Source organism: Leclercia sp. CFBP8987, from assembly GCF_034044995.2.
GTDB classification, from domain to species: domain Bacteria; phylum Pseudomonadota; class Gammaproteobacteria; order Enterobacterales; family Enterobacteriaceae; genus Enterobacter; species Enterobacter tamurae.
The window spans coordinates 3,188,994-3,215,665 of record NZ_CM188255.1 but is presented as its reverse complement, the minus strand read 5'-3'; the positions used below and the strand labels follow the sequence as shown (position 1 = coordinate 3,215,665).

Here is a 26,672-nt window from a genome sequence, read left to right as displayed (position 1 = left end):
CATTACTTCTTTGGTAGTGAAAAGGGCTTTGATAGTACCAAATGGGGCATTATTAAGTAAGCACAAACCATGGCCTTTCAGGTAAACTTGTTCAACAAAGCTCTTATCCACAATAACAAAAGGAGTCGGGATGAGTTCTCAATCCCAGGCCAAATCACCGGAAGCCTTGCGCGCAATGGTCGCCGGAACGCTGGCTAATTTTCAGCACCCCACCCTGAAGCACAATCTCACTGCTCTCAAGGCGTTGCATCACGTGGCGTGGCTGGATGATACCCTGCATGTTGAGCTGCAGATGCCTTTCGTCTGGAACAATGCGTTTGAGACGCTGAAAGAGCAAACCAGTGCTGAGTTGCTGCGCATCACCGGGGCGAAGGCCATTGACTGGAAATTGTCCCACGCTATCGCCACCCTGAAGCGGGTGAAAAACCAACCGGGCATCAACGGCGTGAAGAACATTATCGCCATCAGCTCCGGCAAGGGTGGGGTGGGCAAATCCTCCACCGCCGTGAACCTGGCGCTGGCGCTGGCTGCCGAAGGGGCGAAGGTCGGTATCCTCGATGCCGATATCTACGGGCCTTCCATTCCGAACATGCTGGGCGCCGAAAATCAGCGTCCAACCTCGCCGGATGGCACCCATATGGCACCGATCATGGCTTACGGCCTGGCAACCAACTCGATTGGTTATCTGGTGACCGACGACAATGCCATGGTGTGGCGCGGGCCGATGGCCAGCAAAGCGCTGTTGCAGATGTTGCAGGAGACGATGTGGCCGGATCTCGATTATCTGGTGCTGGATATGCCGCCGGGTACTGGTGATATTCAGCTGACGCTGGCGCAAAACATCCCCGTTACCGGGGCGGTAGTGGTCACCACGCCGCAGGACATCGCGCTGATCGACGCCAAAAAAGGCATCGTGATGTTCGAGAAGGTTGAAGTGCCGGTGCTGGGCGTGGTCGAAAACATGAGCATGCATATCTGCAGCAACTGTGGTCATCATGAAGCGATCTTTGGCGCAGGCGGGGCAGAGAAGCTGGCGGCGCAGTATCACACCCAGCTGCTGGGGCAGATGCCGCTGCACATTACGCTGCGTGAAGATCTCGACAGCGGGAAGCCGACCGTGGTCAACCGTCCTGAAAGTGAGTTTGCTGAGATGTATCGCCAGCTGGCGGATCGCGTCGCGGCCCAGCTCTACTGGCAGGGAGAAGTGATCCCCGGGGATATCGCGTTCCGCGCGGTGTAACATTTGGGTGCGGCCTGATGCCCTCACCCCGACCCTCTCCCACGGGAGAGGGTGCAAACACAAAAAACGGTCACCTCAGGGCGACCGTTTTACGTTTACCTTGCGATTAACGGTGGTAGAAGATATCGCCGTTATACGCTTTATAGATCTTGCCGTCGGTATCACCCACCAGCACGTAGTTCTCACCCATATAGGTCCAGTGCGTGCCAGCTTGTGGTTCAGGCAGGTTGCGCAGCTTATATTGCTTGATGGTGTACTCAGGTGTCAGATACTGTGCCGGGGCGAAATCACCAATCTTAAATTTCGTAAAATCGGCTACAAACTCCTGTTCCTCATAGGCCTGGATGCCAGAGGGTGCCGCGGCGGCTTGTGGGGCAGCAAACGCCGCGCTCGCCAGTGACATCAGTACGCCCAGAAGTAGAATTTTACCTTTCGTCATTTTTTCTCCAGATTAACCGTGGCCATTACTCTTGGTCTGCTGATTCGTGACCGAGCAACAGATACTCCATTTTATGTTTTGCCGGCTGGCTGGGCTGGTAAAAAATGTAACAAATCAACACATCCTTGTACATGCCGGGCTGGTTCTAATTATTTTTATCGTGAATGCATTGTTATTTTATCTTTATATTTTCTATGTTTCCTTTTATAAAATCCGAAAGCAATCCCCAATGCCAATATAGTCGTGTCTGGGATGTATTTTTTTGTTTGTAGAATGCTTATGATAAAGCCTAATTTATTGGTGTTGTTTTTGCTTTCTCCTATCTAAAGAAGTTACCAGACAATCGTCAGCCCGGCTGGTGCATTTCTTTTGTCAGGTTATTTTATTGTAACTCTCTGATATTAATTAATATTTTAAATATTAATTACGTATATCTATTGCCGGGAGTTATCCAGAAATTAATGGGCTATTAACGTAATTCGTAGAGTATTATTAATTAATGACAATCCCACTCCGCACCGGCGCGGGTTTTTTGGCCGCCCTGTTATTAGCAGGCTGCACAATTACGCCCGGCCAACATATCAATACTTCTGGGAAAAATAACGTTGCTGTCGCCGACAGTTCGCTTGATTTGGATAAGAAAGTGGATGTCTGGCCGTTAACACCCTCCGTCATTGAACAGCTCCGCGGCGATCGTGAGAAATCTCAGTCAAATCCGAATCTGGACGAGGAATTAAAAAACTGGGAATACCGGATTGGCCCCGGGGATGTGCTGATGATCACCGTCTGGGATCACCCGGAACTCACCACACCGGCGGGGCAGTATCGTAGCGCCAGCGATACCGGTAACTGGGTCGGTGCCGACGGCACGCTCTTTTATCCCTATGTCGGTAAGCTCCAGGTTGCGGGTAAGACCCTCGCTCAGGTGCGCCAGGAGATCACCGCCCGGCTGGACAGGGTGATTGAAAGCCCGCAGGTCGATGTCAGTATCGCGGCGTTCCGTTCGCAGAAAGCCTATGTCACTGGCGAAGTGGTCAAATCCGGCCAGCAGCCGATTACCAATATCCCCCTGACCATTATGGATGCGATCAATGCGGCGGGAGGCCTGTCTGCTGATGCCGACTGGCGCAACGTGGTGCTCACCCACGGCGGCAAAGATACGCGAATTTCCCTCTACGCCCTGATGCAGCATGGCGATCTCACGCAAAACCGCCTGCTGTGGCCGGGGGATATTCTGTTTATCCCGCGCAATGATGCCCTGAAAGTCTTTGTCATGGGCGAGGTGGTGAAACAGAGCACCCTGAAGATGGATCGCAGCGGTATGACGCTGGCAGAAGCGTTGGCCAGCGCCGGTGGTCTGAATCAGGACATGGCCGATGCGACCGGCATCTTTGTCATCCGCTCCACCACCGGGAAAAGCCCGGACGGCAAAATTGCGCGCATCTGGCAGCTGAATGCCCGCGACGCGTCAGCCATGGTGCTCGGCACAGAGTTTCAGCTCCAGCCCTACGATATCGTCTACGTGACGACGGCGCCGGTCTCTCGCTGGAACCGGGTGCTGACCCAACTGGTGCCTACCATCAGCGGTGTACATGATCTGACGGAAACCGTGCGCTTTATTAAGTCGTGGCCTGAATAATGATCCAGTCCATTCTGGTGGTGTGTACTGGAAATATATGCCGCTCCCCGCTCGGGGAACGGCTCTTACAGCAGCAGTTACCGGCATTATCCATCGCTTCGGCGGGCATTTGCGGTCTGGCCGGTCATCCGGCAGATCGCCATGCCCAGCAGATCGCGGCCATGTATGGCCTGTCGCTGGCAGATCACGTTGCCCGCCCGCTCACGGCGGCAATGATGCGGGAATACGATCTGATCCTCGCCATGGAGTCAGGACAAATTAACCGGATTTCGCTCATCGCACCGGAGGCGCGTGGTAAGGCCTTGCTGTATGGGCAATGGCTAAGGGAACAGGAGATCCCCGATCCGTACGGTAAAGGCATGGAAGCCTTTGAATATGTTTTTCGCCTGCTTGGCGAAGCAAGTCAGGAATGGACTAACCGACTTACAGTAAAGGGATTACGGTCATGTCGTCGAAAAACGTGAATGCACAGGGTTATGCTGTTGATAATCAAGAGTTGGATCTGGCACGTCTTCTGGGGGAGTTAATTGATCATCGCGTGTGTATTCTTAGCGTCACGCTATTGTTTGCGCTCTGCGGGACGTTGTATGCGTTATTTGCATCGCCGGTCTATGTCGCAGATGCCATGGTGCAAGTAGAAAATAAGCAGCAGAACAGCATTCTCAAAACCTTAAACCAGCTGGCACCGGAGCGGGCATCGGATTCCGGCGCCGAGATGCAACTGCTGAAATCGCGGATGATCCTCGGTGAAACCGTAGAGGCATTGCGCTTACGCGATGAGATAACCCAGGTTCGTCTGCCGGTTATCGGCAAGGCCTGGGCGAAGCTTACCGGACAACCTGCCGCCACAGTGATCCTCGATAATCTGACGCTTCCGGCCACCCAAAGCATGACCCTTACCGCCGAAGAGAACGGGCACTACCTGCTGGAAGGGGAGGGCTTTAGCGCGCGCGGCACCGTAGGGACCCCGCTGCAGCACGCCGGAGTAACGATCGCCGTTCGCGAATTGACGGCACCGGCAGGGACGCGTTTCAGACTGCGGCAGCACGCGCAGCTGGAAGCGATAAACGCCCTGAGCCGCCAGTTTAGCGTCACGGAGCAGGGCAAAGAGAGCGGGATCCTCTCGCTGAGCCTGACCGGGCAGGATCCCGCGCGCATCGCCACCGTGCTGAATCACATTGCGCAGAGCTATCTGCAACAGAACATTGCTCGTCAGGCTGCGCAGGACTCACAGAGCCTCAGCTTCCTTCAGCGCCAGCTGCCACAGGTCCGCAGTGAACTGGAGTTGGCTGAAGAGCGTCTGAACACCTACCGTAAGCAGCGCGATTCGGTGGATTTGACCCTCGAAGCCAAGTCGGTGCTGGAGCAGATCGTTAACGTCGATAATCAGCTGAATGAGCTGACCTTCCGCGAAGCCGAGATCTCCCAGCACTTTAAAAAGGACCATCCCACCTATCGGGCGCTGCGTGAAAAACGTCAGACGTTAGAGAGCGAGCGGGAGCGGCTGAACAAACGGGTAGGGACGATGCCGTCGACGCAGCAGGAGATCCTGCGCCTCAGCCGCGATGTCGATTCTGGCCGGGCGGTTTACCTGCAGCTGCTAACCCGACAGCAGGAGCTGAATATCTCCCGCTCCAGTACCATCGGTAACGTACGTATTATCGATTCGGCGGTAACGCAGCCTGCACCCATTAAGCCGCGTAAGGCGTTAATCGTGGTCATTGCGACCCTGTTTGGCTTCTTCGTCTCGACAGGCGGGGTGCTGGCGAGATCGGCACTGCGACGCGGGATCAACGCCCCTGAACAGCTGGAAAGTGAAGGGATTAGCGTCTATGCCACCTTGCCTCATTCGGAGTGGCTGCACGGTAAAACCCGGGTGGGAAACCGCTATTTCTTCCACTACTGCAGACGGCATAAAACCACCGACGTGCCTTTTTTACCGATCGACAGGCCGCTGGATAATTTTGTCGAAGCGGTGCGCGGGTTACGTACCAGCCTGCACTTCGCCATGATGGATGCCGAAAATAACATTCTGATGTTCAGTGGCCCGTCTCAGGACTGCGGCAAAACGCTGGTTAGCACCTCGCTGGCAGCGCTGGTGACCCAGGTCGATCAGCGGGTGCTGTTTATCGATGCCGATATGCGTAAAGGCTACGTGCACAATATTTTTGGCCTGCGCAATGATGCCGGCCTGTCGGACGTGCTATCAGGTAAAGTGGCCTTTCCGCAGGCAATTCAGACTTACGCCAGCGGCCAGTTTGATGTGGTAACCTGCGGGCATTATCCGCCCAATCCGTCTGAGCTGCTGATGCACGACCGTTTCCGCGAGTTTATGGTCTGGGCCAGCGCGCAGTACGACATGGTGATTGTCGATACTCCGCCGATTCTGGCCGTTACGGATGCCGCGCTGGTGGGCCGGGTGGCAGCCTCCACGCTGCTGGTGGCACGCTTCAACGTTACCAGCGTCCGGGAGATGGAGGTCAGCCAGCGTCGCCTGCAGCAGATGGGGGTCAACATTAAAGGGGCTATCCTGAACGACGTCGTGAAGTCTGCGGCCAGCTATTATGCTTCGGGTTACGATGCTTACGGCTATTCCGCAGCGCAGAGCGCAAAGAATAAAGCGAGATAACGAGGGGAATAAAGACCCGGCAGCGAGCGCTGCCGGGTTGAACAACTTACTTCGCCAGCAGCTCGTGCGCCGTGCGTTCTACCAGTGACAGCAGGACTTTGACATCCTCCAGCGTCACGATTGGGTTCAGCAGGGTCAGCTTCAGGCAGGTGATACCGTTATGCTCGGTCACACCGACGTTGGCACGGCCCGATTCCAGCAGCGCATCACCGATCTTCTGGTTGAGCAGCGCAATGGCCGCATCGTCCAGATTCAGCTCAGGGCGGAAGCGGAACAGCACGCTTGCCAGCTGGGGTGGCATCACCAGTTCCAGCTGTGGCTGTTCGGTCACATACGCGGCAACCTGCTGCGCCATGGTGACACCGTGATCGATGATCTCAGCGTATTTCTTCTGGCCCAGCGCCTCCAGGCTCATCCACAGCTTCAGTGCGTCGAAGCGACGGGTGGTCTGCAGGGATTTGGACACCAGGTTTGGTACGCCAGCCTCTTCGTCAAACTCAGAGTTAAGGTACGCCGCCTGATAACGCATCAGCTCATAGTGACGCGCCTCTTTCAGCAGGAATGCGCCGCAGCTGATGGTCTGGAAGAACTGCTTGTGGAAGTCCAGCGTCACGGAATCCACCAGCTCGATACCGTCGAGGTAATCGCGATACTTCTCGGACATCAGCAGCGCGCCGCCCCAGGCCGCATCCACGTGAACCCAGATGTTCTGCTTCGCCGCCAGCTCTGCAATCGCACGCAGCGGATCGATAGCGCCCGCATCCGTGGTGCCGGCAGTGGCAACAATCGCCAGAATCTGTTCGCCGTTGGCATTGCACTGCTCGATTTTCGCTGCCAGATCGGTCAGATCCATACGCGAACATTCGTCAGTTTTTAGCTGAATAACGGACTGGTAGCCGAGGCCCATTAGCGCCATGTTCTTCTGCACGGAGAAGTGCGCGCTGTCGGAGCACAGAACGCGGATCTTACGCAGATCGCCCACCAGACCATCCTGCTGGACGGAGTGGCCCTGACGCGCGAAGAACGCATCGCGCGCCAGCATCAGACCCATCATGTTGCTCTGGGTGCCGCCGCTGGTGAAGACACCGGCGTCGCCAGGCTGGTAACCCAGACGGGTACGCAGCCACTCGATCAGTTTTATCTCGATAATGGTCGCAGACGGGCTCTGATCCCAGGAGTCCATGCTCTGGTTAGTGGCGTTGATCATCACTTCCGCCGCCTGGCTTACCACCAGGCTCGGGCAGTGAAGATGCGCCACGCACTGCGGATGATGCACCGCCAGGCTGTCTTTCAGGAAATATTCAACGGCACGCTCGATGGCGGTCTCGTTGCCCAGCCCTTCCGGGCTGAAATCCAGGTTGATACGTTCGCGCAGCTCGGCGACCGTTTTACCCTGGTACATTTCCGGCTGTTTCAGCCACTGCATAACCGCCTGGGTGCTCTGCTCGATGGCCTGCTGATAGGCTTCGATGCTTTGCGCCGACGACGACAAAATCGGGTTTAAATCTGACATTGTATCCATTGTCTCCGGTTAGACTGGGCGAACGCCCGCAGCAAGCAGCGCCTGCTCAAATTTGTCCAGGAACACGTTCAGCTCCTGATCGCTGATCAGCAGGGAAGGCAGCAGACGCACAACGTTACCGTTACGACCGCCACGCTCCAGGATCAGACCGGCTTCGAAGCATTTCTTCTGGATCAGCGCAGACAGCTCGCCATCACCCGGGAAGCAGCCCATATGGTCAGCAGCTTCGTGCGGTTTCACGATCTCGATGCCGATCATCATGCCCAGACCGCGCACGTGACCGATAACCGGATAGCGTTTCTGCAGCTCAACCAGCTTCGCTTTCAGCCACTCGCCCTGGGCGGCAACTTTATCGGCAATGTTCTGCTCTTTGAGGATCTGCAGGGTGGTGAGGCCAGTGGCCATCGCCAGCTGGTTGCCACGGAAGGTACCGGTGTGGTGACCCGGAGACCAGGCATCGAACTGCTTTTTGATACCCAGTACGGCCAGCGGCAGGCCGCCACCGACAGCTTTGGACATCACGACGATGTCTGGCTGGATACCTGCGTGTTCAAAGGCAAAGAATTTACCAGTACGGGCAAAGCCTGCCTGAACTTCGTCGAGGATCAGCAGAATGCCGTGCTCTTCGGTCACTTTACGGATGCGCTGCAGCCACTCAACCGGCGCCGGGTTCACGCCGCCTTCGCCCTGAACGGCTTCCAGGATCACAGCTGCAGGTTTACGCACGCCGCTCTCGACGTCGTTGATCAGGTTTTCGAAGTAGTAGGTCAGGGCTTTCACACCCGCTTCGCCGCCGATACCCAGCGGGCAGCGGTACTCGTGCGGGTAAGGCATGAACTGCACTTCTGGCATCATGCCGTCAACCGCTTCTTTCGGAGACAGGTTGCCGGTCACGGACAGCGCGCCGTGGGTCATGCCGTGATAAGCACCGGAGAAGCTGATAATGCCGCTGCGGCCGGTCACTTTTTTCGCCAGCTTCAGCGCGGCTTCAACAGCGTCTGCACCGGATGGGCCGGTAAACTGCAGGCAGTACTCTTTGCCCTGACCTGGCAGCATAGAGAGCAGGTATTCTGAGAACGCGTCTTTCAACGGCGTGGTCAGATCCAGGGTATGTAACGGCAAGCCGCTGGTAATGACACTTTGGATGCTTTTCAGCACATCAGGATGGTTATGACCCAGCGCCAGCGTTCCCGCTCCGGCCAGGCAATCCAGATACTCTTTATTATCCGCGTCGGTGATCCACACCCCGTCCGCCTTAGTAATAGCTAAAGGCAGTTTGCGCGGATAACTCCTGACGTTGGATTCCATTTCAGCCTGACGGGCCAGATAGGTTTCGTTAGTTTTGAAAGAAGAGGCATTCAAAGTATCAATACGGACTTTATCCGTCATCATATCACTCCTACAACCGCAGCTCAGCACGTGGCCACGATTGAATAATTAATTAAGAAAATGAGAAGGGCATCAAAAATCGCGGCCAATATAGAGCCTTTTTGCGTAGGGCTCAATGGTTAATTGTTTATCGTTTTGTTACGCGCGTTGAAACAACGCGCGTAAGCCGTAACCCCGCATGGCAACTGAGGTTTCCTGGGGGGCACTCCGGGGAAAAAAGTGGGGTATTTTAGAATGCTTTAGGACTACTTTGAACAACGTTCAGAATCCCGTGATCGCGACCATGGGTTTTATTCCATGACGCATCAGTGACGCCATCCGCATCAAGTGAAATCGACAGGATATAACCGGCTCCTTTGATCTCGTAAAAATTAGCATTCAACCGCTTCACCGTGGCTTTCTTGCCGTTGATGATGGCCTGGGTGAAGCCATTGTTGATGGTGGCTTTGATACCGTTAGCGCTAAAAGAGGCTTCGCGCAGCGGATCGGCAACATGGGCCGCCTGGCCATGTTGTACGGCGTCATGGGCATTCTCTAAGGCCTGTTTTTCGGCAGCAGCATTGATCGTGGCCTGACGGTTCTGGTCTGCGATATAGCACGCATCACGGCTGACGCCCTTTGCTTCACACTGCGCTAACCGCTGCTCTTCGGAGACGCAGCCCGCCAGCAATGCAGCAACCACACCCACCAACAGAATCTTTTTCATACATTAACCTTATCGAGTTTAAGAATTTCTCATTCCCTGATAATTGCTCATTCATTCCATTAAGCCAGCCGTTAACTGCGTATATCTATAGTAGTAACGCAGTAGTGACGTGGGGTGACTATCGCGGAATGCAGGGTTTTGCTATTTGATGAAGATCACACTTAGCACGAATAGCTAAAAAGATGGGAATAATCAGGGCGTCGCAGGCACCAAAGTAAATCAATAAAAAGCCCCGCTTTGAACCTTAACGGTGGGGCTTTTTTTACTGGTGTTCACTGCGCTTTAGGTGTCATCTTAAGGAAACGCATGACCCCAGGGCGGCGCTCGGAAGTGAGCAGCAAGCGGTTGTCATCAGTGAAATCACGCAGCTCAGGCAAATTGCTGGTCTCACGTTCTACTCGTTCAATCACAGTCACATCAAAATAGCTGTCCGCGTGACGCAGGAAATTGCTGTATTTGCAAAGGAAGTTGTCCATCCAGTGGTGGATTTCAATGACCACCGTTGAGGATCTCAGCAAGCTCAACACTTCGTTGGTAAGGAGTTCGAATTCAAACCCTTCAACATCCACCAGCACAAAGGCATTTTCAAGGGCTACTGGGTTCAGGGCGGCAAAACTTGCGGCATTGGCTTCGCCCATTATGGTAAGTTCTCCCACGGAGTTGTTCTTTTTCCAGTTCTCAGCAATCACGCTGCGGCCTTTTTCCGTCTGCTCAAAACATATGGTTCTGCCGACTTTACCGGACACCAGCATGCCGATGGCGTAATAGCCATCGGCCGCACCGATATCAATAAACGTGCTGTAGTGACCGGCCTCAATGGCATCGATCAGATTGAGGATCTCTTTCTCATAAAGTCCAAGGCACTGAGAACCGAGATCGAGTTTGCCCCACCAAGTCTCGCGATCCAGATGCAACCCGGTAAATGGGCCATATTTCACCACGCCGTTGAGAATATCGAACAGTTCCAGAGAGATACGCTCCTGACGTTCGCGAATAGTCTCGCGACGCCAGGCTTCACGCTGCTCGACCGTTGATTGCTGAGCGCGCGCCAGCATCGGATGAAAATAGTCTGCTTCCGCTAAAATTAACTGTTCCACACTGTTCATTCTGTTATTACCTAAGTCCGGTTCGTAAGTGTGTTGATTACAAGGATTGCAAAATAAGTTTGCGTTCAACGTCTTCTTCCAGAGTGGTGAAGTCAGCCACCGTACAGGTGGCGCAAATCCCTTTCTTCAGCCCGAAATCAAACAGCCCACGGCGGAATCCGCTCAGGGTTTTTGAGGCGTAGACGTCAAATATTGACGCGTCATTCAGATTTCCCGCCGGGGCGAGGTTGGTTTTGTCGTCCAGGAAACTTTCGCAACAGGGTTGCACCGTGCCATCGTAAAAAATGGTGAATTCACGAAAGGGCTTCACACAGGGGCTGGTACGGATCGTTGACGAGGCCGCATGCTCGATTAAAACCCCGGCGCGGTTGGTGCCGTATTTCCGCCAGTCCGGCCACTGAATTTTAATCTGCACGCCACGATGGCTGAAAAGGACCGAGGTGGAATTAAGCACCGTATCTACATCGAAATCGGGGAGCTTATGCCTGCACTCTAGCTTATCAAGCAGTTTGGTCACCCGACGGTAAATTGCCGACGGTTTCTGAACCACGTTGGAGGGCGGATGTAGAGTCACACAAATATTGTTCAGACCGCTGTCAGAAAGCGTACTTAGGCGGGCTATATCAAGGAAATCACCGTTGCTGTTAAAGGCAATATGGGTATAAGGCAGCGCCTGCTTGATCAAGCCGATTTTACGCTCCAGATCCAAATCCAGCAGCGGCTCGTTATATAAGTTCAGTGAAATACGGTTTTCGTAGCGGATTGCTGCTAGTTCGCCGCAGATTTTCTCCAGCGTTACCGTATCCATAAAGCGCTGAAGCGACTGCCGGTTGGAGAAGCTGACCGGGCAGTAATCACACTTGCGGTTGCAGTTGTAAGAAAGCTCAAGGTTGACGATTTCAACGTGGCGCTTAAACATGATCTGCTTTTGCGATTCGGTCATTGCCGCGCTGCGCCGACTGTCCAGCAGATTTTTGATGCTTTCATCTGAAGCAAAACTGATTTGCTCAAAATAATCCATTGTTACTCTCCTGCCGCTTAAACGCTCAGTCACTACGTATTTATATCGGCCACCCGGCTGAAAACCTGAATACGGCGCATGATAAAAATTTTCCTTAAGGCGCTGAGCGACATTATGCGCACCCCAAGCAGTATGACCACAGCTTAACCCAGGTGGCGGGGGAGTTAATGGCGCAACAGACAGTGGTTCACCAGCTTTTTCTGCGCATAGAAGGGGGCTGGACAAATGGTTTTACAAGCGTGAGAGGACTGCTATCATCGCTGGCGGTGATAACGTTACCGTTACATCAATGACTCGGGGTGCCCTTCTTTGTGAAGGCTGAGAAATACCCGTACCACCTGATCTGGATAATGCCAGCGTAGGGAAGTCAGATGCCCTCCGGGCAATCGCTTCTTCGCGCAAGGCAGGAGCGATACCATGCAGCCTGACCTGCTCAATTTACACGCCTTACACCATTTCCGAACCCGTTCCCCGCTGACCCACTGTATGACCAACGACGTGGTGCAGACCTTTACCGCCAACGTATTGCTGGCCCTCGGCGCATCACCGGCGATGGTGATCGAAGCCGAAGAGGCTGAACAGTTCTCCGCTATTGCCGATGCGCTGCTGATTAACGTCGGGACCCTGACCGCCTCGCGTGCTCAGGCGATGCGCCGGGCGATTGAAAGCGCGGTGGCGGTGGGTAAACCCTGGACGCTCGATCCGGTGGCCGTTGGCGCCCTGGCGTACCGGACCCGTTTTTGTCAGCAAATTCTCGCCCTCAAACCGGCAGCCATTCGCGGCAATGCCTCTGAAATTCTGGCCCTTGCCGGGATGAGTGCAGGCGGGCGCGGCGTTGACACCACCGATACCGCCGCCAGCGCGCTGCCGGCAGCCCAGGCGCTGGCCCGGCAGACTAATGCGATTGTGGCGGTGACCGGGGAGGTGGATTACGTTACTGACGGGCTGCGGACCCTGACCATTACCGGCGGCGATCCGCTGATGACCCGCGTGGTGGGCACCGGTTGCGCCCTGTCGGCGGTCGTGGCGGCCAGCTGCTCACTGCCAGGCGACCGACTGGATAATATCGCCGCGGCCTGCGGCTGGATGAAACGGGCCGGGACGCTGGCGGCAGCGCAGAGTCGTGGTCCGGGCAGTTTTGCCCCGGCGTTTCTGGATGCCCTTTGGGATCTGGGGGCGCAACCATGAAACGAATAAATGCCCTCACCATCGCCGGCACCGACCCGAGCGGCGGAGCCGGGATCCAGGCCGACCTGAAAACCTTCTCGGCGCTTGGGGCGTACGGCTGCTCGGTGATCACCGCCCTGGTGGCGCAGAACACCCGCGGGGTGCAGTCGGTCTATCGCATCGAGCCGGACTTCGTGGCGGCGCAGCTGGAGTCGGTGTTCAGCGATGTGCGCATCGACACCACCAAGATCGGCATGTTGGCCGAAACCGATATCGTCGAGGCCGTGGCGGAGCAGCTCCTGCGGCATCGGGTCAAAAACGTGGTGCTGGACACGGTGATGCTGGCGAAAAGCGGCGATCCGCTGCTGTCACCCTCCGCCGTCGACACACTGCGTAAAAAGCTGTTGCCGCAGGTGGCGCTGATCACCCCCAACTTGCCCGAAGCGGCGGCACTGCTGGATGCCCCGCATGCACAAAACGAGCGAGAAATGAAAGAGCAGGGCACTGCGTTACTCGCCCTGGGTTGCGGTGCGGTGCTGATGAAGGGCGGTCATCTGGATGACGCTGAAAGCCCCGACTGGCTGTTCACCCGCGACGGAGCCACGCGCTTTACCGCCCCGCGCATCAACACTAAAAACACCCACGGCACCGGCTGCACCCTCTCCGCCGCGCTGGCTGCGCTGCGTCCACGCCATGACAACTGGCCTGATACGGTGCAGGAAGCCAAGCGCTGGCTCTCTGCCGCGCTGGCCAAAGCCGATAGTCTGGAGGTGGGTCACGGTATTGGTCCGGTACACCATTTTCATGCATGGTGGTAAGCCTTATACTGGCAGGACACATCAGGCCTGAGAAAAACAGAGATGGAACAAGCGCATACCCGACTAATTGCTCAACTGACTGAACGGATCGCTGCCCCTGACAATACGCCGCTGTATCTGAAGTTTGCCGAAACCGTAAAAAATGCGGTGCGCAGCGGGGTGCTGGAGCATGGAAATATTCTGCCAGGCGAGCGCGATCTGAGCCAGTTGACCGGGGTGTCGCGCATTACCGTGCGTAAAGCGATGCAGGCGCTGGAAGCAGAGGGTGTGGTGACGCGCGCCCGTGGCTACGGGACGCAAATCAATAACATTTTTGAATATTCACTCAAAGAAGCGCGCGGGTTTTCTCAGCAGGTGGTGCTGGGCGGTAAAAAGCCCAATACGCTATGGGTCAATAAGCGCGTGGTGAAGTGTCCGGAAGAGGTCGCTGCTCAGTTGTCGATTGCCCCGGAAAGTGATGTCTTTCTGCTGAAACGTATTCGCTACGTAGATGATGACGCCGTCTCGATTGAAGAATCCTGGGTTCCGGTGGCACTGATCCAGGACCCGGACGCCATTGGTATTTCGCTGTACGACTACTTCCGCAGCCAGAATATCTTTCCGCAGCGTACCCGTTCTCGCGTCAGTGCCCGCATGCCGGACATTGAATTTCAGACCCACATTAAAATGGATGACAAAATACCGGTGCTGGTGATCAAGCAGGTTGCGCTTGACCAGCAACACCGGCCCATCGAGTACAGCATCAGCTACTGTCGCAGCGATCTATACGTTTTTGTGTGCGAGGAGTAACTCCTCGCGCGTGGGGGCGCAATCTCCCCCGCGATGGCTGACCACCCAAGCGGCCACGGCATTGCCCAGCATCACGGCGTCAGCAATATCCCATCCCGCCGCCAGGCCGGCAAGCGTGCCGCCCGCGTGGCTGTCGCCTGCACCAATGGTGTCGACCACGGTGGCCGGAAAGGCAGGAACATGACCCGAGGCGTCAGCGTCATACCAAATCGCACCATCTTTGTCGTGACGGACAATCAGCACTGAGCCGAACCGTTGCTGCCAGTGGGCACCTAGCATCTCATCCTCTACACCCCATCTTTCAGCGGCAAGTTGTGCCTCCTGGCGATTGAGCGACACGATCGGCTTGCAGGCCATAATCCGTGTCATCAGCGCATCAGGAATATCCGCAATCCGTGGCCCAAAGTCGATGAACGTGGTCACGTCCTGAAGGCCTTCCAGCCAGCCCGTCAGTAACTCACCGCATGGCGATGCCAGCTGATAACCGGACAGATAGACCAGACTATTTTGCGGCACGTTAAGCGCATCAAGCCAGGGCTGCTGCCACTGATTCTCCACCCCGCTAAACGACATAAACGTTCGCTCGCCGTCAGGCTCCACCAGCGCCAGGCACCAGCCGTTATCGCCGGTTTCGGCTTCCACCACGCTGTGAAGATCCTGTCTGGCCATCGCTTGACGAATAATGTCCGCCCACACGCCATGGCCGACGGGCAGCGCATTTTGTGCGGTGATCCCCAGGCGTTTCAGGGCGATGGCAATGTTTAACGCGCAGCCGCCGATGTTGACGCCCTGCTGTTTGAGTTCGATATCACACCCGCGCCAGGGCAGGGCGTAGGCATCGGCGATAACGTCAATCACCGCTGCCCCCAGTACCGTGACCGGGCGGGTGGCATGTAATGCGTCAAGACGCCGGGAAAAAGAACTCATACCGCCTCCCTTTGCTCCCGGTAGTGCAGGAGTTTATCGCCATAATGACCAAAATCGAGCTGGTTAACGGCGTCGAGTTCGTCCTTCAGACCCGGGTCAATCGCCTGCACGCCGTGCAGGGCCCCACAGATAGCCGTTGCCATCGCGCCAATGGTGTCCGTATCACCGCCAAGATTAGCGCATAACATGGCGCAGCGGTTCGGGTCAGTACCGGCCAGCTCGACCATCGCAATCGCCGCCGGAACCGACTCAATGGTACTGGTTCCCGCCCCGACGAGTTGATACACCTGCTCGCTGGCGGACTCTGTGCCATTGGCCTCCCGCACGGTTTTAAGCGCCAGCTCAATGCGCGCGGCAAGCGACGCACTGAAGGTGGTGGTGTTGGCTTCCTGTGCAGAGCGGGCAACAGCCGGCAGGGCATCGGCAATGTTCTGCCAGCGCTCACCGTCGATGGCGCACGATATCGCCCAGGCAATCACCACCGCGCCGGCGATGGCAAGGTCCGATTTATGGGTCGGGCTGGAGGCCAGCGCGACCTGTTCAACAAAGTGCTCCAGACGTGTAGCCGGGAGCAGGCAGCCCAGCGGGGAGGCACGCATCGCCGCCCCATTGGTGACGCCGTTGTTTTCCAGTTCGCTGACCGGCTTACCGTCGCGAATGGCGTTGAGGGCGATTTTCGATGTCGGGCCGAGTACGTTCTTATTAAAGGCGTCGAAGTCGAGCGCCCAGTGCAGGATGTGTTTGCCGATAACATCCGCATCAATCTGCCCGTCGCACTCGATAATCGCATCGGCCAGACACAACGCCATTGAGGTATCATCGGTGAACTCAGCGCGGTCGAAATAACAAGCCGCGTTATTTTCCGCCGGGCCGGGCAAGAAACGGTCAATCCAGCCGAAATGCGCTTTTACACGCTTTCTCGGCCACAGCTCTGATGGCATGCCCATCGCATCCCCTAAAGCCTGCCCGTAAAGCGCACCGAGAATACGTTGTTGTTTCATTTAACTTCCCCTTGTGTCAGCGCGGTATCGCCATCAACCACCTCAATTGCGGTGATCTCTTTATCCGATTCGCGGAAAAACAGCATAAACAGCACGGCAATCACCGCAATCATGATTGCACCAAACGTCCACATTCCGGCCCAGTTGAAGGTCAACCCATTCACCGGCTCTTTGTAAGCGAACATTTTTTCCATCATTACGCCGCCCAGACGGTAACCCAGCAGGCTACCAAAGCCCTGACAGCACAGCGTAATCAAGCCCTGCGCCGCGGTACGCATATGCGCCGGCGCTTTTTTGTCCACGTAGATGTACGCGGTCACGTAATAGAAGTCGTAGCTCACGCCGTGCAGCAGGATGCCGAGGAACAGCAGGGCGTAGGTGAAGTATTGTTCCGCCCCGCCGTAAACAAAGAAACCATAGCGAATGGCGGCGGTGATAAGACCCAGCAACAAGACCTTCTTAATACCAAAGCGTTTGGTAAAGAATGGCAGAGCCAGCATAAAGAAAATTTCTGAGAACTGACCGAGCGTCATCCAGCCCGTCGCGTTTTTCATACCTACTTCCGTCAGATATCCGGTGGCGAAGATGTAGTAGAACGCCAGCGGCATCGCGAACAGGAACGAGCAGAAGAAGAACACCAGGAAGTTCTTATCGCGCAGCAGGATCAGCGCATCCAGCCCCAGCATCACTTTGAAGTCCAGCTTGCCGGTACTCTTCGGCGGCGTATTCGGCAGGAACAGTGCGAACACGCCGAGCAGGGCAGAGCTGGCAGCGGTCATCAGCAGCGGAATATTGGTGTCGGAGATATCGCTATAGCCCATCATCTGCGGCAGGAACCCACAGGCCAGGCCGGAGGCGATCCAGCCGATAGTGCCCATCACGCGAATGCGTGGGAAATCCGCCTCGACATCGTCAACATTAGCAAAAGCGATACTGTTGGTCAGGGCGATGGTCGGCATATAGGTCAGGGAGTAGGCCAGCAGCAGCGGGAAGAAGGTGCTGAACTGGGTTTGTTGCGCGGCGAAGTACATCAGAATGGCACCGGCAAACATCAGCACCGCCAGCACTTTCTGGGCGGCAAAGAAGCGATCGGTCAGCGAGCCGACCAGGATCGGCGAGAGGATCGCCGCAATCGCGGTACAGGCATAAGACCAGCCGATTTCTCCGGCACTAAAGCCGCTTTTACTCAGCCATAGCCACAGCGGCACAAACCATGCGCCCCAGATAAACCATTCAACAAACATCATGAATGACAGTTGGACTTTCGTTTTCATTGTTTAATCCTGCATGTCAGAGAGGGTACGCCTTTAACATACCACTCAATAATACCTTTTAAATACCTTTGTGGTGATTGTTTGATCGGTGTAACAAAATTGTTGTACACGAAACGCGCCAGCGACCGGTACGGAAAAAACGCTGCGGGCGGTGGAAATAGAGGAGAGGCAGTACCAGGCTTAGTCTGCTCACAACAATGTGAGCCTGGATAATTTGCGCCGACATCACGTCGGCACTGACGGGAGGAAAACCATGACTGATATTACGCAATTGCTGGGCAAAGATGCCGACAGCCTGTTACAGCATCGTTGTATGACCATTCCAGCCGACCATCTTTACCTGCCTGGCCATGACTACGTCGACCGCGTGATGGTGGACAACAACCGTCCGCCGGCGGTGCTGCGAAACATGCAGACGCTGTACAACACCGGACGTCTGGGCGGGACAGGGTATCTGTCGATCCTGCCGGTGGACCAGGGCGTGGAGCACTCCGCGGGCGCGTCCTTTGCCGCTAACCCGCTCTATTTCGATCCAAAGAACATCGTCGAACTGGCTATTGAGGCGGGCTGTAACTGCGTGGCCTCCACTTACGGCGTGCTGGCGTCGGTCTCGCGACGTTACGCGCACCGCATTCCGTTCCTGGTCAAGCTCAACCACAACGAAACCCTGAGTTACCCCACCGAATATGACCAGACGCTTTACGCCAGCGTTGAGCAGGCTTTCAACCTCGGTGCGGTCGCGGTGGGCGCCACCATCTATTTCGGCTCAGAGCAGTCGCGCCGTCAGATAGAAGAGATCTCAGCCGCCTTCGAGCGTGCCCATGAGCTGGGTCTGGTGACCGTGCTGTGGGCCTATCTGCGTAACGCGGCTTTCAGCAAAGACGGGACGGACTATCACGTTTCTGCCGATTTAACCGGCCAGGCCAACCATCTGGCGGCCACTATCGGGGCGGACATCGTCAAGCAGAAAATGGCCGAAAACAACGGCGGCTATACCGCGGTGAAGTTTGGCTATACCGACGATCGGGTGTACAGCAAACTGACCAGCGATAACCCCATCGACCTGGTGCGCTACCAGCTGGCGAACTGCTATATGGGCCGTGCCGGGTTGATCAACTCCGGCGGTGCGGCAGGGGGGGAAACCGATCTCACCGATGCGGTGCGCACAGCCGTTATCAATAAACGCGCGGGCGGGATGGGTCTGATTCTCGGTCGCAAGGCGTTTAAGAAATCGATGGCCGATGGCGTGAAGTTGATTAACGCCGTGCAGGATGTCTATCTGGATAAGAAAGTGACCATCGCGTAACCATGCTGCCGGGTGGCGACTATGTCTAACCCGGCCTACAAACTTCATTCAAAAATCCCTCCCGATCCACTTCACACTTCCCCTGGCTTTTGTGAAAAGTGTCACTCCCCCCCGTGCAGATGCACAATAAATGGTCAGCGCTTAGCGGAATTTGTCTAAGGCAGTGGATGAATTTTGCGCTTACAGTTAGTTTCGAAACAGCTTTTCAAAATGCTAAAGGCACTGAACCTACGTTGTTTTAAGGACTAATAATGAAAATCGAATCTGTAAACGTCACCGTCTTTCAGTATCCCACGCGCCGTGTCTCCGATACCGCCGGGCACTCCCACCCGGGCCCGGAGAGTCTGGCCAAAATGGCGATGCTGACCATTACCGCAGACGATGGCACCAAAGGGTATTCATTTGCACCGCCGGAAGTGGTGCGCCCTTTTGTGGTCAATACCTTCTTTCGTAAAGTGATGGTCGGCCAGGACGCGTTCAATCGCGAGAAGATCTGGCAAGAGCTGGCACACTGGCAGCGCGGCAGCGCCCATCAGCTGACCGAACGCGCGCTGGGGTTTGTTGAGCAGGCGCTGTGGGATCTGATTGGCCGCAAACTCAATATGCCGGTGTGGAAACTGCTCGGCGGCTACCGCGACAAAGTCCCGGCCTACGGCAGCACCATGTGCGGCGATGACCTGCCGGGTGGCCTGTCGACGCCGGAAGAGTACGCCAGCTTTGCCGAGACGCTGGTCGCCCGCGGATACAAAGCCATCAAGCTGCACACCTGGATGCCGCCGGTCTCCTTCGCTCCTAATCCAAAGATGGACGTCAAGGCCTGCGCCGCAGTACGTGAAGCGGTCGGTCCGGATATCGACCTGATGATCGATGGCTATCACTGGTACAGCCGCACCGAGGCGCTGTACATCGGCAAGGAGCTGGAGAAGCTCAACTTCGCGTGGTTCGAAGAGCCGATGGAAGAGGAGAGCATGTCCTCCTACGCCTGGCTGGCGGAAAACCTCTCCATTCCGATCATCGGGCCGGAAAGCCTGGGCGGCAAGCACCACAGCCGCGCCGACTGGATCAAAGCCGGGGCCTGCGACATCCTGCGCGCCGGATCGAACGGCGTCGGCGGTATCTCGCCGACCCTGAAAGTGGCGAACCTCGCAGAGTCGTTCGGCATGGACTGCGAAGTGCACGGCAACGGCGCGGCGAGCCTGGCGGTAATTGGTGCCATCAAGAACTGCCGCTGGTATGAGCGCGGCCTGCTGCACCCGTTCCTCGATTACGACGAACCGGCGGCGTATCTGCACAGCCTGATTGACCCGATGGATGATGAAGGCATGGTCAGCCTGCCGACGCGCCCGGGACTCGGCGAAGACATTAATTTTGCATATATCGAAGCCAATACCGTCAGCCACGACTGACAAATAAAAACGTACCCTACAGGCGATATATACATGAAAAGATCTCCTCTGGCAGGAGCGTGTTTACTCGCGCTCGCGCTGATGATGGGGAGCGGTGCGGCGTACGCAAAAACGCCGCCCGATCAGCTCATCATCGGTATGAACATGAACAACCTGCTGACCCTCGATCCGGCCGCGATGACCGGTAACGAAGTGGTCGGCATTGTGGTCAATCTCTACGATTCGCTGGTGGAACTGGACCCCAACACCCTCACCAACGTCAAACCGGCGCTGGCGAAATCCTGGGACATCTCCCCGGACGGTAAAACCCTGACCTTCCATCTGCGCGATAACGTGACCTTCCACTCCGGCAACCCGCTCACCGCCGAGGACGTGGTGTGGTCGATGCGCCGCCTGCTGCACCTGAACCTGGCTCAGGCCTCGGTGTGGAAATCTTATGGGTTTTCTAAGAAGAATATCGATCAGCAGATTAAAGCCCTCGATGACCACACCGTGCAGCTCACCCTGCCGAAGGCTAACGATCCGCAGCTGGTGATCTACTCCCTCGGCGCGCTGGGCAACCTCGGCGTGCTGGATCGCAAAACGGTGCTCAGCCACGAGGTTAACAGCGACTGGGGCAACCGCTGGCTGACCACCAACGAAGCCGGTTCCGGGCCATTTAGGCTCGACACCTGGCAGGCAAAAGACGTACTGCGCATGCAGCGCAACCCGACCTACTGGCGTGAAGCGCCGAAGATGAACCGCGTGGTCCTGCGCCACTTCCAGGAGTCGCAAACCCTGCGCCTGATGGTGGAGAAGGGCGATCTGGATATCGCCAGCAACATGGCGGTGGCGGACATCAACGCCCTGCGTAAGGATCCGCAGCTGACGGTAGAAGCCGTGCAGAAGGGTACGGTCTACTACGTGGCGATGAGCATGAAGGAGGCGCACTTTGCCAACCCGAAAGTGCGCGAAGCGGTACGCTACCTGATTGACTATCAGGGTATCAACAAGGCGCTGATGCCGGGCTACGGCGTGCTGCACCAGCGGCCGATCAAGGCGGGCATGCCGTCGACGCTGCCGGATCCGGGCTACAAGCTGGATATCCCGCGTGCCAAAAAGCTGCTGGCGGAAGCGGGCTACCCGGACGGCTTCGACACCACCCTGCGGGTGCTGGCGGATCAGCCGTTCCTTAATATCGCCATCGCCGTGCAGTCCACCCTGATGCAGGCGGGCATTAACGCCAAAATTATCACCGGGACCGGGAACCAGATCTACGGCGCGATGCGCGAGCGCAAGTTCGACATGCTGGTCGGACGCGGCGGCAGCGGGGTAGAGCCCCATCCGCACTCCAGCCTGCGCGCGCTGGTCTACAACCCTGACAACAGCGACGAGGCCCGGCTGACCAACTTCCAGGGCTGGCGCACCGGTTTTTACGACAAACCGCTGAACGAGATGATCGACAAAGCCCTGCTGGAGCGCGATCCGCAGAAACAGATCGCCGATTACCAGCAGATCCAGGTGCGTTATGACCAGCTGATCCCGGCCCTGCTCCCGCTGTCGCAGATGGTTGATTCGGTGGTTGTGCGCAACGAAGTCAAAAACTTCCAGTCGCATCCGTCGGCCACCACTTTCCTGCGCGAAGTGTACAAAACCGGAGGTGAAAAATGAGCGTTGCGATCCTCGCCCCGGGCTCCCGCACCCGCCGTTTCTCAAAACGGCTAACCCAGGTGCTGGTGACCCTGTTCGGCCTGCTGGTGCTGACCTTCTTTATTGGCCGGGTGATGCCGGTGGATCCGGTGCTGGCGATTGTCGGCCCGGATGCCGACCACAGCACCTATCAGCAGGTTTATCAGCAGCTGGGCTTTGACAAGTCCCTGCTGACCCAGTTCGGTATCTACCTCAGCAACCTGCTGCACGGCGATTTCGGCAATGCCCTGCTGACCGGCAAACCGGTGCTGGACGACATTATGCGCGTCTTCCCGGCGACCCTCGAGCTGGCGACGATGGCGATTATTGTCGGGGCCGGTTTAGGTATCCCCCTGGGAGTGCTGGCCGCCGCACGGCGTAACAGCGTCTCAGATTATGTGGTGCGTATCATCAGCCTCGCCGGTTACTCCACGCCAATCTTCTGGGTGGGGATGATGGGGCTGCTGCTGTTCTACGCCTGGCTCGGCTGGGTGGGCGGTGCAGGACGGCTGGATCTGGGTCTGGACGGCCTGGTGCCACGTCGCACCGGATTGATGACCGTCGACGCCCTACTGGCGGGTAACAGCGCGGTGTTCTGGAACGCCATTAACCATCTGGTGCTGCCAGCCTCGCTGCTGGGCTTCCACTCCCTGGCCTACATCAGCCGCATGACCCGCAGCTTTATGCTGGCCCAGCTGTCGCAGGAGTTCATCATTACCGCCCGGGTGAAAGGGTTAACCGAGCGGCAGGTGATCTGGAACCACGCGTTCCGCAACATCCTCGTTCAGTTACTCACGGTGGTGGCGCTGGCCTACGGCTCGCTGCTGGAAGGGGCGGTGCTGATTGAAACCGTCTTCTCCTGGCCGGGCTTTGGCTCCTATCTTACCGGCAGCCTGCTGCTGGGGGACATGAACGCGGTGATGGGCTGCGTCCTGCTGGTGGGGATCATCTTCGTGATGCTCAACCTGCTCTCCGACATGCTGTATCAACTCTTTGACCCGAGGACGAAATCATGACCGTTTCTCTGGATACACCCCTGCAACCTGTTCGCAGCGAAGGACGTCAGCGTCTGGCGCGGATGGCACGTCGCTCGCTGGGCTTTGCCGGACAGATGGCGCGTAACCCGCTGACGGCGATTGGCGGCGGCATCATTCTGCTGCTGCTGATCGTCGCGGCCTTCGCGCCGTGGATTGCGCCGTACAACCCGCTGGTACAGGACCTGAATAACGCTCTGGTAGCGCCGAATGCCCAACACTGGTTCGGCACCGACGAGTTTGGCCGGGATATCTTCAGCCGCCTGGTGTACGGCTCGCGCATTACGCTCTATATCGTCCTGCTGGTCTCCGTGACCGTCGGGCCGCTGGGGCTGTTGCTGGGGGTTACCGCCGGATACTTTGGCGGCAAGGTCGATGCGGTGCTGATGCGCGTCACCGATATCTTTATCTCCTTCCCGAGCCTGGTGCTGGCGCTGGCGTTTGTCGCGGCGCTCGGCCCGGGGCTGGAGCACGTGGTGATCGCCATAACCATCACCGCCTGGCCGCCGATTGCCCGTCTGGCCCGGGCCGAAACCCTCTCGCTGCGCCAGGCCGACTTTATCTCTGCCGTGCGTCTGCAGGGGGCCTCCCCGGTGCGGGTGCTATGGCGTCACATTGTGCCCCTGTGCCTGCCGTCGGTGATTATCCGTATCACCATGAACATGGCCGGGATCATCCTGACCGCCGCCGGTCTCGGCTTCCTCGGTCTCGGCGCGCAGCCGCCGGAGCCGGAGTGGGGGGCGATGATCTCCAGCGGGCGCACCTACATGATGGAGTGCTGGTGGGTAGTGACTATCCCGGGGCTGGCGATCCTGATTAACAGCCTGGCGTTCAACTTCTTAGGAGATGGCTTACGTGACATCCTCGATCCTCGCAGCAACTGATGCGCCACTGCTGGACGTGCGTGACCTGCACGTCGACTTTATCAACGGACGCGCGGTTACCAACGCGGTGCGCGGCGTCTCCTTTCAACTGGGGCGCGAGAAGCTGGCGATTGTCGGCGAGTCGGGCTCCGGGAAATCCACCGTCGGACGGGCGCTGCTGCGCCTGCACCCGGCCAAAGCGCAGATCACCGCCACCCGGATGCAGTTTGGCGATGTGGATTTGCAGACGGTCAGCGAGGCGCAGATGCGCGGCATTCGCGGCAAGCGTATCTCGATGATCATGCAGGACCCGAAGTACTCCCTTAACCCGGTGGTCTGCGTCGGGGATCAGATTGCCGAGGCCTGGCTGACCCACCATCCGGGGCGCAAGGCGGAGGCGAAAGCCAAAGTGCTGGAGATGCTGGACGTGGTGCGCATTCGCCAGCCGGAGCGGGTTTATCAACTCTATCCGCACGAGATTTCCGGCGGGCAAGGGCAGCGCATCATGATCGCTATGATGCTGATCACCGACCCGGAGCTGGTGATCGCCGATGAGCCCACCTCGGCACTGGACGTCTCGGTGCGCCTGCAGGTACTGGGATTGCTGGATGATTTAGTCCAGTCCCGCGGGCTGGGGCTGATCTTTATCAGTCACGACATCAACCTGGTGCGCAGCTTCTGTGACCGGGTGCTGGTGATGTACGCCGGACGGGTGGTGGAGTCGATTGCCGCCTGCGACCTGCACAACGCCCGGCACCCGTATACGCAGGGTCTGATCAATGCCCTGCCGGAGATGAATCACCGCCGCCCGGTGCTGCCAGTGTTGCAGCGCCAGGCCAGCTGGCTGACCGAATAAGGAGCGAAGATGATCGAGGTAAAAAACCTGAATCTGGCCTTCGGCGAAGGCGAGAAACGCAGCCAGGTGCTGTATGACGTCAATATTAACGTCCAGCCGGGGGAGATTTATGGCCTGGTGGGGGAGTCGGGCTCGGGTAAAACCACGGTGCTGAAGTGCCTGGCCGGGTTGTTCACCCACTGGGACGGGGCGCTGGCGATCAACGGCCAGCCGCTGGAGCGGCGCATTAGCCCCCAGCGCTGTCGGCTGGTGCAGATGGTGTTTCAGGATCCCTACGGTTCGCTGCACCCGCGGCATACCATCGGCGATATTCTGGAGGAGCCGCTGCAAATCCACGGCATCAACGACCGGGATCGGCGCATTCACGCTCTGCTGGATAAAGTGGGCCTTAATCGCGCCTTCCGCGATCGCTATCCGCATCAGCTCTCCGGCGGCCAGCGTCAGCGCGTGGCCATTGCCCGGGCGCTGATCCTCGAACCTCAGGTGCTGTTGCTCGACGAGCCGACCTCAGCGCTGGACGTCTCGGTGCAGGCGGAGATCTTAAACCTGCTGGCGGAGCTGCAGCGTGAGTCGAAGCTCACCTACCTGATGGTGACCCATGACCTGGGGGTGATCGCCCATCTGTGCCAGAAGGTGGCGGTGATGCAATACGGCAAGATCCTCGAAACCCTGACGGTGGATGACCTGGTGGCAGGGCAGGCGCAAACGGATTACACCCGGATGCTGGTCAACGCCAGCCAGCAGTATTCCCGCGAGATGGCCCGGGAGGTGGCGGTGTATTAGGCCGGCGGCTATTGCCGGGTGGCGCTGCGCTTACCCGGCCTACGATATTGCCCCCTCTCCCTTGAGGGAGAGGGCTGGGGTGAGGGGGAACCGGCCGCACCAATCCCGTAAATTCAACGCAGAAGCGGACAATCCGGTGGCAACCGGCACTGGAGGGCGCCAGGCAACAGCGCGATGCGGAAATGATCGCCGCTCAGCGGTTCGCCATCCAGATTAAAGGTCATGCCGTGCGGGGCGACGACCTCAAACCAGGCTGACTGCCCGTCGATGACGTTCGGGCTCTCTTCCGGTCTGGTCAGTGTTGTCAGCAGCGCCGGTAGCAGTTCGTTGGCGGAAAAAATACGCAGCTGGAGCTGTCCATCGTTAATCAATGCATCCGGGCAGAGCTGTTGCCCGCCTCCCGCCTGACGGCCATTGCCGATACCGATCACCAGCGCATCGCCCTCCCAGCGAAAGTTCTCGCCGCGAATTTCACACGTATCAGGCTTGAGTAAATCCATTCTCGCCAGACCGTGGATCAGGTACGAGACACCGCCCAGCGCGGCTTTCATTTTTTCCGGGGTTTCGCTGGTAATACGGGTGCCAAACCCGCCGGTCGCCATATTGATAAAGCAGGTAGTGTCGTTGACCCGTGCGATATCCACCGCCGTGGCTTTACCGGCGATCGCCAGCTGCAGGGCCTTGTCGAGGCTCTCGGGGATCCCGGCGCTGGTGGCAAAATCGTTGGCGGTGCCGAGCGGCAGAATGCCCAGCGCCGGACGCTGCGCGTCGGGCAGGTCTATCAGCGCCGTCGCCACCTCATTGATGGTGCCATCGCCGCCGCCCGCAATGACGGTCTCCACCCCAAGGTCGCACGCTTCCTGAATATAACGGGCTGCATCACCTTTCTCCCATGTCACGCGGACATGGATCACCACTCCTTCTTCCCGAAGAAGCGTCACGGCTTCGCGCAACAGGTCGTTGCCTGTCCCTTTGCCGTTCAGAATTAATAAACTTGCCGGATAGGTCGCCATCCACATTGCTCCTGTGCTGATCTTTCAAAAGTGTATCGCAGCGCGGACAAAAGCGGGTAAGAAGAGGATGAAAGGA

At 57.3% G+C, this 26,672-nt stretch carries 24 protein-coding genes and 1 riboswitch; of the genes, 14 read left to right on the top strand and 10 right to left on the bottom strand.

What is annotated here, in order from left to right; all coding sequences use genetic code 11:
* Nucleotides 1-130: 130 nt before the first annotated feature.
* Nucleotides 131-1,240, top strand: coding sequence for an iron-sulfur cluster carrier protein ApbC (gene apbC / locus SOM40_RS15590; RefSeq protein WP_166182974.1), 1,110 nt, complete (start codon nt 131-133; stop codon nt 1,238-1,240).
* Between the two features lie 106 nt (nt 1,241-1,346).
* Here apbC and SOM40_RS15585 read toward each other — a convergent pair whose 3' ends face one another.
* Nucleotides 1,347-1,679, bottom strand: coding sequence for an RcnB family protein (locus tag SOM40_RS15585; protein WP_032612537.1), 333 nt, complete (start codon nt 1,677-1,679; stop codon nt 1,347-1,349).
* A 499-nt stretch (nt 1,680-2,178) separates the two neighbouring features.
* Between SOM40_RS15585 and SOM40_RS15580 the strand changes: the two genes are divergently transcribed.
* Genes SOM40_RS15580 through SOM40_RS15570 form a run of 3 tightly spaced genes read left to right on the top strand, consistent with a single transcriptional unit; the run spans nt 2,179 to nt 5,947 of the window.
* Nucleotides 2,179-3,318, top strand: a complete 1,140-nt coding sequence (locus SOM40_RS15580; RefSeq protein WP_106995310.1) for a polysaccharide export protein — start codon at nt 2,179-2,181, stop codon at nt 3,316-3,318.
* Complete coding sequence (locus SOM40_RS15575) at nt 3,318-3,782, top strand: arsenate reductase/protein-tyrosine-phosphatase family protein (protein WP_106995309.1); 465 nt, start codon at nt 3,318-3,320, stop codon at nt 3,780-3,782. The genes SOM40_RS15580 and SOM40_RS15575 overlap by 1 nt, the downstream gene beginning before the upstream one ends.
* Complete coding sequence (locus tag SOM40_RS15570) at nt 3,764-5,947, top strand: polysaccharide biosynthesis tyrosine autokinase (protein ID WP_320530310.1); 2,184 nt, start codon at nt 3,764-3,766, stop codon at nt 5,945-5,947. The genes SOM40_RS15575 and SOM40_RS15570 overlap by 19 nt, the downstream gene beginning before the upstream one ends.
* 46 nt (nt 5,948-5,993) lie before the next feature.
* Here SOM40_RS15570 and SOM40_RS15565 read toward each other — a convergent pair whose 3' ends face one another.
* The 5 genes from SOM40_RS15565 to SOM40_RS15545 form a co-directional block, all read right to left on the bottom strand.
* Nucleotides 5,994-7,460 (bottom strand): pyridoxal phosphate-dependent decarboxylase family protein, encoded by a 1,467-nt coding sequence (locus tag SOM40_RS15565; protein ID WP_320530309.1) that lies wholly within the window; start codon nt 7,458-7,460, stop codon nt 5,994-5,996.
* 18 nt (nt 7,461-7,478) lie between these two features.
* Entirely contained in the window at nt 7,479-8,861 is a 1,383-nt protein-coding gene (locus SOM40_RS15560) for a diaminobutyrate--2-oxoglutarate transaminase (protein ID WP_039031094.1), read from the bottom strand.
* A 226-nt stretch (nt 8,862-9,087) separates the two neighbouring features.
* Complete coding sequence (locus SOM40_RS15555) at nt 9,088-9,564, bottom strand: hypothetical protein (protein WP_312077331.1); 477 nt, start codon at nt 9,562-9,564, stop codon at nt 9,088-9,090.
* A 272-nt stretch (nt 9,565-9,836) separates the two neighbouring features.
* A complete protein-coding gene (locus tag SOM40_RS15550) occupies nt 9,837-10,670 on the bottom strand; it encodes a class I SAM-dependent methyltransferase (protein ID WP_320530308.1) in 834 nt (277 codons plus the stop codon).
* A gap of 37 nt (nt 10,671-10,707) precedes the next feature.
* Nucleotides 10,708-11,691, bottom strand: coding sequence for a radical SAM/SPASM domain-containing protein (locus SOM40_RS15545; RefSeq protein WP_320530307.1), 984 nt, complete (start codon nt 11,689-11,691; stop codon nt 10,708-10,710).
* A 285-nt stretch (nt 11,692-11,976) separates the two neighbouring features.
* A riboswitch (TPP riboswitch) is annotated at nt 11,977-12,073 on the top strand.
* A gap of 35 nt (nt 12,074-12,108) precedes the next feature.
* Here SOM40_RS15545 and thiM point away from each other — a divergent pair.
* The 3 genes from thiM to SOM40_RS15530 are packed head-to-tail and all read left to right on the top strand — an operon-like array spanning nt 12,109 to nt 14,465.
* Nucleotides 12,109-12,879, top strand: a complete 771-nt coding sequence (thiM, locus tag SOM40_RS15540; RefSeq protein ID WP_320530306.1) for a hydroxyethylthiazole kinase — start codon at nt 12,109-12,111, stop codon at nt 12,877-12,879.
* Nucleotides 12,876-13,676 (top strand): bifunctional hydroxymethylpyrimidine kinase/phosphomethylpyrimidine kinase, encoded by an 801-nt coding sequence (thiD, locus tag SOM40_RS15535; protein ID WP_106993534.1) that lies wholly within the window; start codon nt 12,876-12,878, stop codon nt 13,674-13,676. The genes thiM and thiD overlap by 4 nt, the downstream gene beginning before the upstream one ends.
* Nucleotides 13,677-13,718: 42 nt before the next feature.
* Nucleotides 13,719-14,465 carry a GntR family transcriptional regulator gene (locus SOM40_RS15530; protein ID WP_106993533.1) on the top strand — a complete coding sequence of 249 codons (747 nt, stop codon included), beginning with the start codon at nt 13,719-13,721 and terminating at the stop codon, nt 14,463-14,465.
* On the opposite strand, the gene SOM40_RS15525 is transcribed toward SOM40_RS15530, so the two are convergent.
* From SOM40_RS15525 to SOM40_RS15515, 3 genes are read right to left on the bottom strand one after another with little or no spacing between them, the layout of a single operon-like run.
* On the bottom strand, nt 14,439-15,392 hold the full coding sequence (locus SOM40_RS15525; protein ID WP_261644246.1) for a PfkB family carbohydrate kinase: 954 nt from the start codon (nt 15,390-15,392) through the stop codon (nt 14,439-14,441). The genes SOM40_RS15530 and SOM40_RS15525 overlap by 27 nt on opposite strands.
* A complete protein-coding gene (locus SOM40_RS15520; RefSeq protein ID WP_320530305.1) occupies nt 15,389-16,393 on the bottom strand; it encodes an ADP-ribosylglycohydrolase family protein in 1,005 nt (334 codons plus the stop codon). Before SOM40_RS15520 ends, SOM40_RS15525 begins: the two co-directional genes overlap by 4 nt.
* On the bottom strand, nt 16,390-17,667 hold the full coding sequence (locus SOM40_RS15515; RefSeq protein WP_106993530.1) for a nucleoside permease: 1,278 nt from the start codon (nt 17,665-17,667) through the stop codon (nt 16,390-16,392). The genes SOM40_RS15520 and SOM40_RS15515 overlap by 4 nt, the downstream gene beginning before the upstream one ends.
* 253 nt (nt 17,668-17,920) lie before the next feature.
* Between SOM40_RS15515 and fbaB the strand changes: the two genes are divergently transcribed.
* The 7 genes from fbaB (at nt 17,921) to SOM40_RS15480 (ending at nt 25,583) form a co-directional block, all read left to right on the top strand.
* Nucleotides 17,921-18,973 (top strand): class I fructose-bisphosphate aldolase, encoded by a 1,053-nt coding sequence (fbaB, locus tag SOM40_RS15510; protein WP_320530304.1) that lies wholly within the window; start codon nt 17,921-17,923, stop codon nt 18,971-18,973.
* Between the two features lie 251 nt (nt 18,974-19,224).
* Entirely contained in the window at nt 19,225-20,379 is a 1,155-nt protein-coding gene (locus tag SOM40_RS15505) for a mandelate racemase family protein (RefSeq protein ID WP_106993528.1), read from the top strand.
* A gap of 33 nt (nt 20,380-20,412) precedes the next feature.
* Nucleotides 20,413-22,029: an ABC transporter substrate-binding protein gene (locus SOM40_RS15500; RefSeq protein WP_320530303.1), complete on the top strand. Its 1,617-nt coding sequence runs from the start codon at nt 20,413-20,415 to the stop codon at nt 22,027-22,029.
* The gene (locus SOM40_RS15495; RefSeq protein ID WP_106993526.1) at nt 22,026-23,063 is read left to right on the top strand and encodes an ABC transporter permease; all 1,038 of its coding nucleotides are present in this window, start codon (nt 22,026-22,028) and stop codon (nt 23,061-23,063) included. Before SOM40_RS15500 ends, SOM40_RS15495 begins: the two co-directional genes overlap by 4 nt.
* Entirely contained in the window at nt 23,060-23,965 is a 906-nt protein-coding gene (locus tag SOM40_RS15490; protein WP_106993525.1) for an ABC transporter permease, read from the top strand. The genes SOM40_RS15495 and SOM40_RS15490 overlap by 4 nt, the downstream gene beginning before the upstream one ends.
* A complete protein-coding gene (locus SOM40_RS15485) occupies nt 23,928-24,800 on the top strand; it encodes an ABC transporter ATP-binding protein (RefSeq protein WP_414672279.1) in 873 nt (290 codons plus the stop codon). The genes SOM40_RS15490 and SOM40_RS15485 overlap by 38 nt, the downstream gene beginning before the upstream one ends.
* Nucleotides 24,801-24,809: 9 nt before the next feature.
* On the top strand, nt 24,810-25,583 hold the full coding sequence (locus SOM40_RS15480) for an ABC transporter ATP-binding protein (protein WP_106993524.1): 774 nt from the start codon (nt 24,810-24,812) through the stop codon (nt 25,581-25,583).
* A 113-nt stretch (nt 25,584-25,696) separates the two neighbouring features.
* Here the strand turns inward: SOM40_RS15480 and yegS are convergent, their stop codons facing one another.
* Nucleotides 25,697-26,596, bottom strand: coding sequence for a lipid kinase YegS (gene yegS, locus SOM40_RS15475; RefSeq protein ID WP_106993523.1), 900 nt, complete (start codon nt 26,594-26,596; stop codon nt 25,697-25,699).
* Nucleotides 26,597-26,672: the final 76 nt, after the last annotated feature.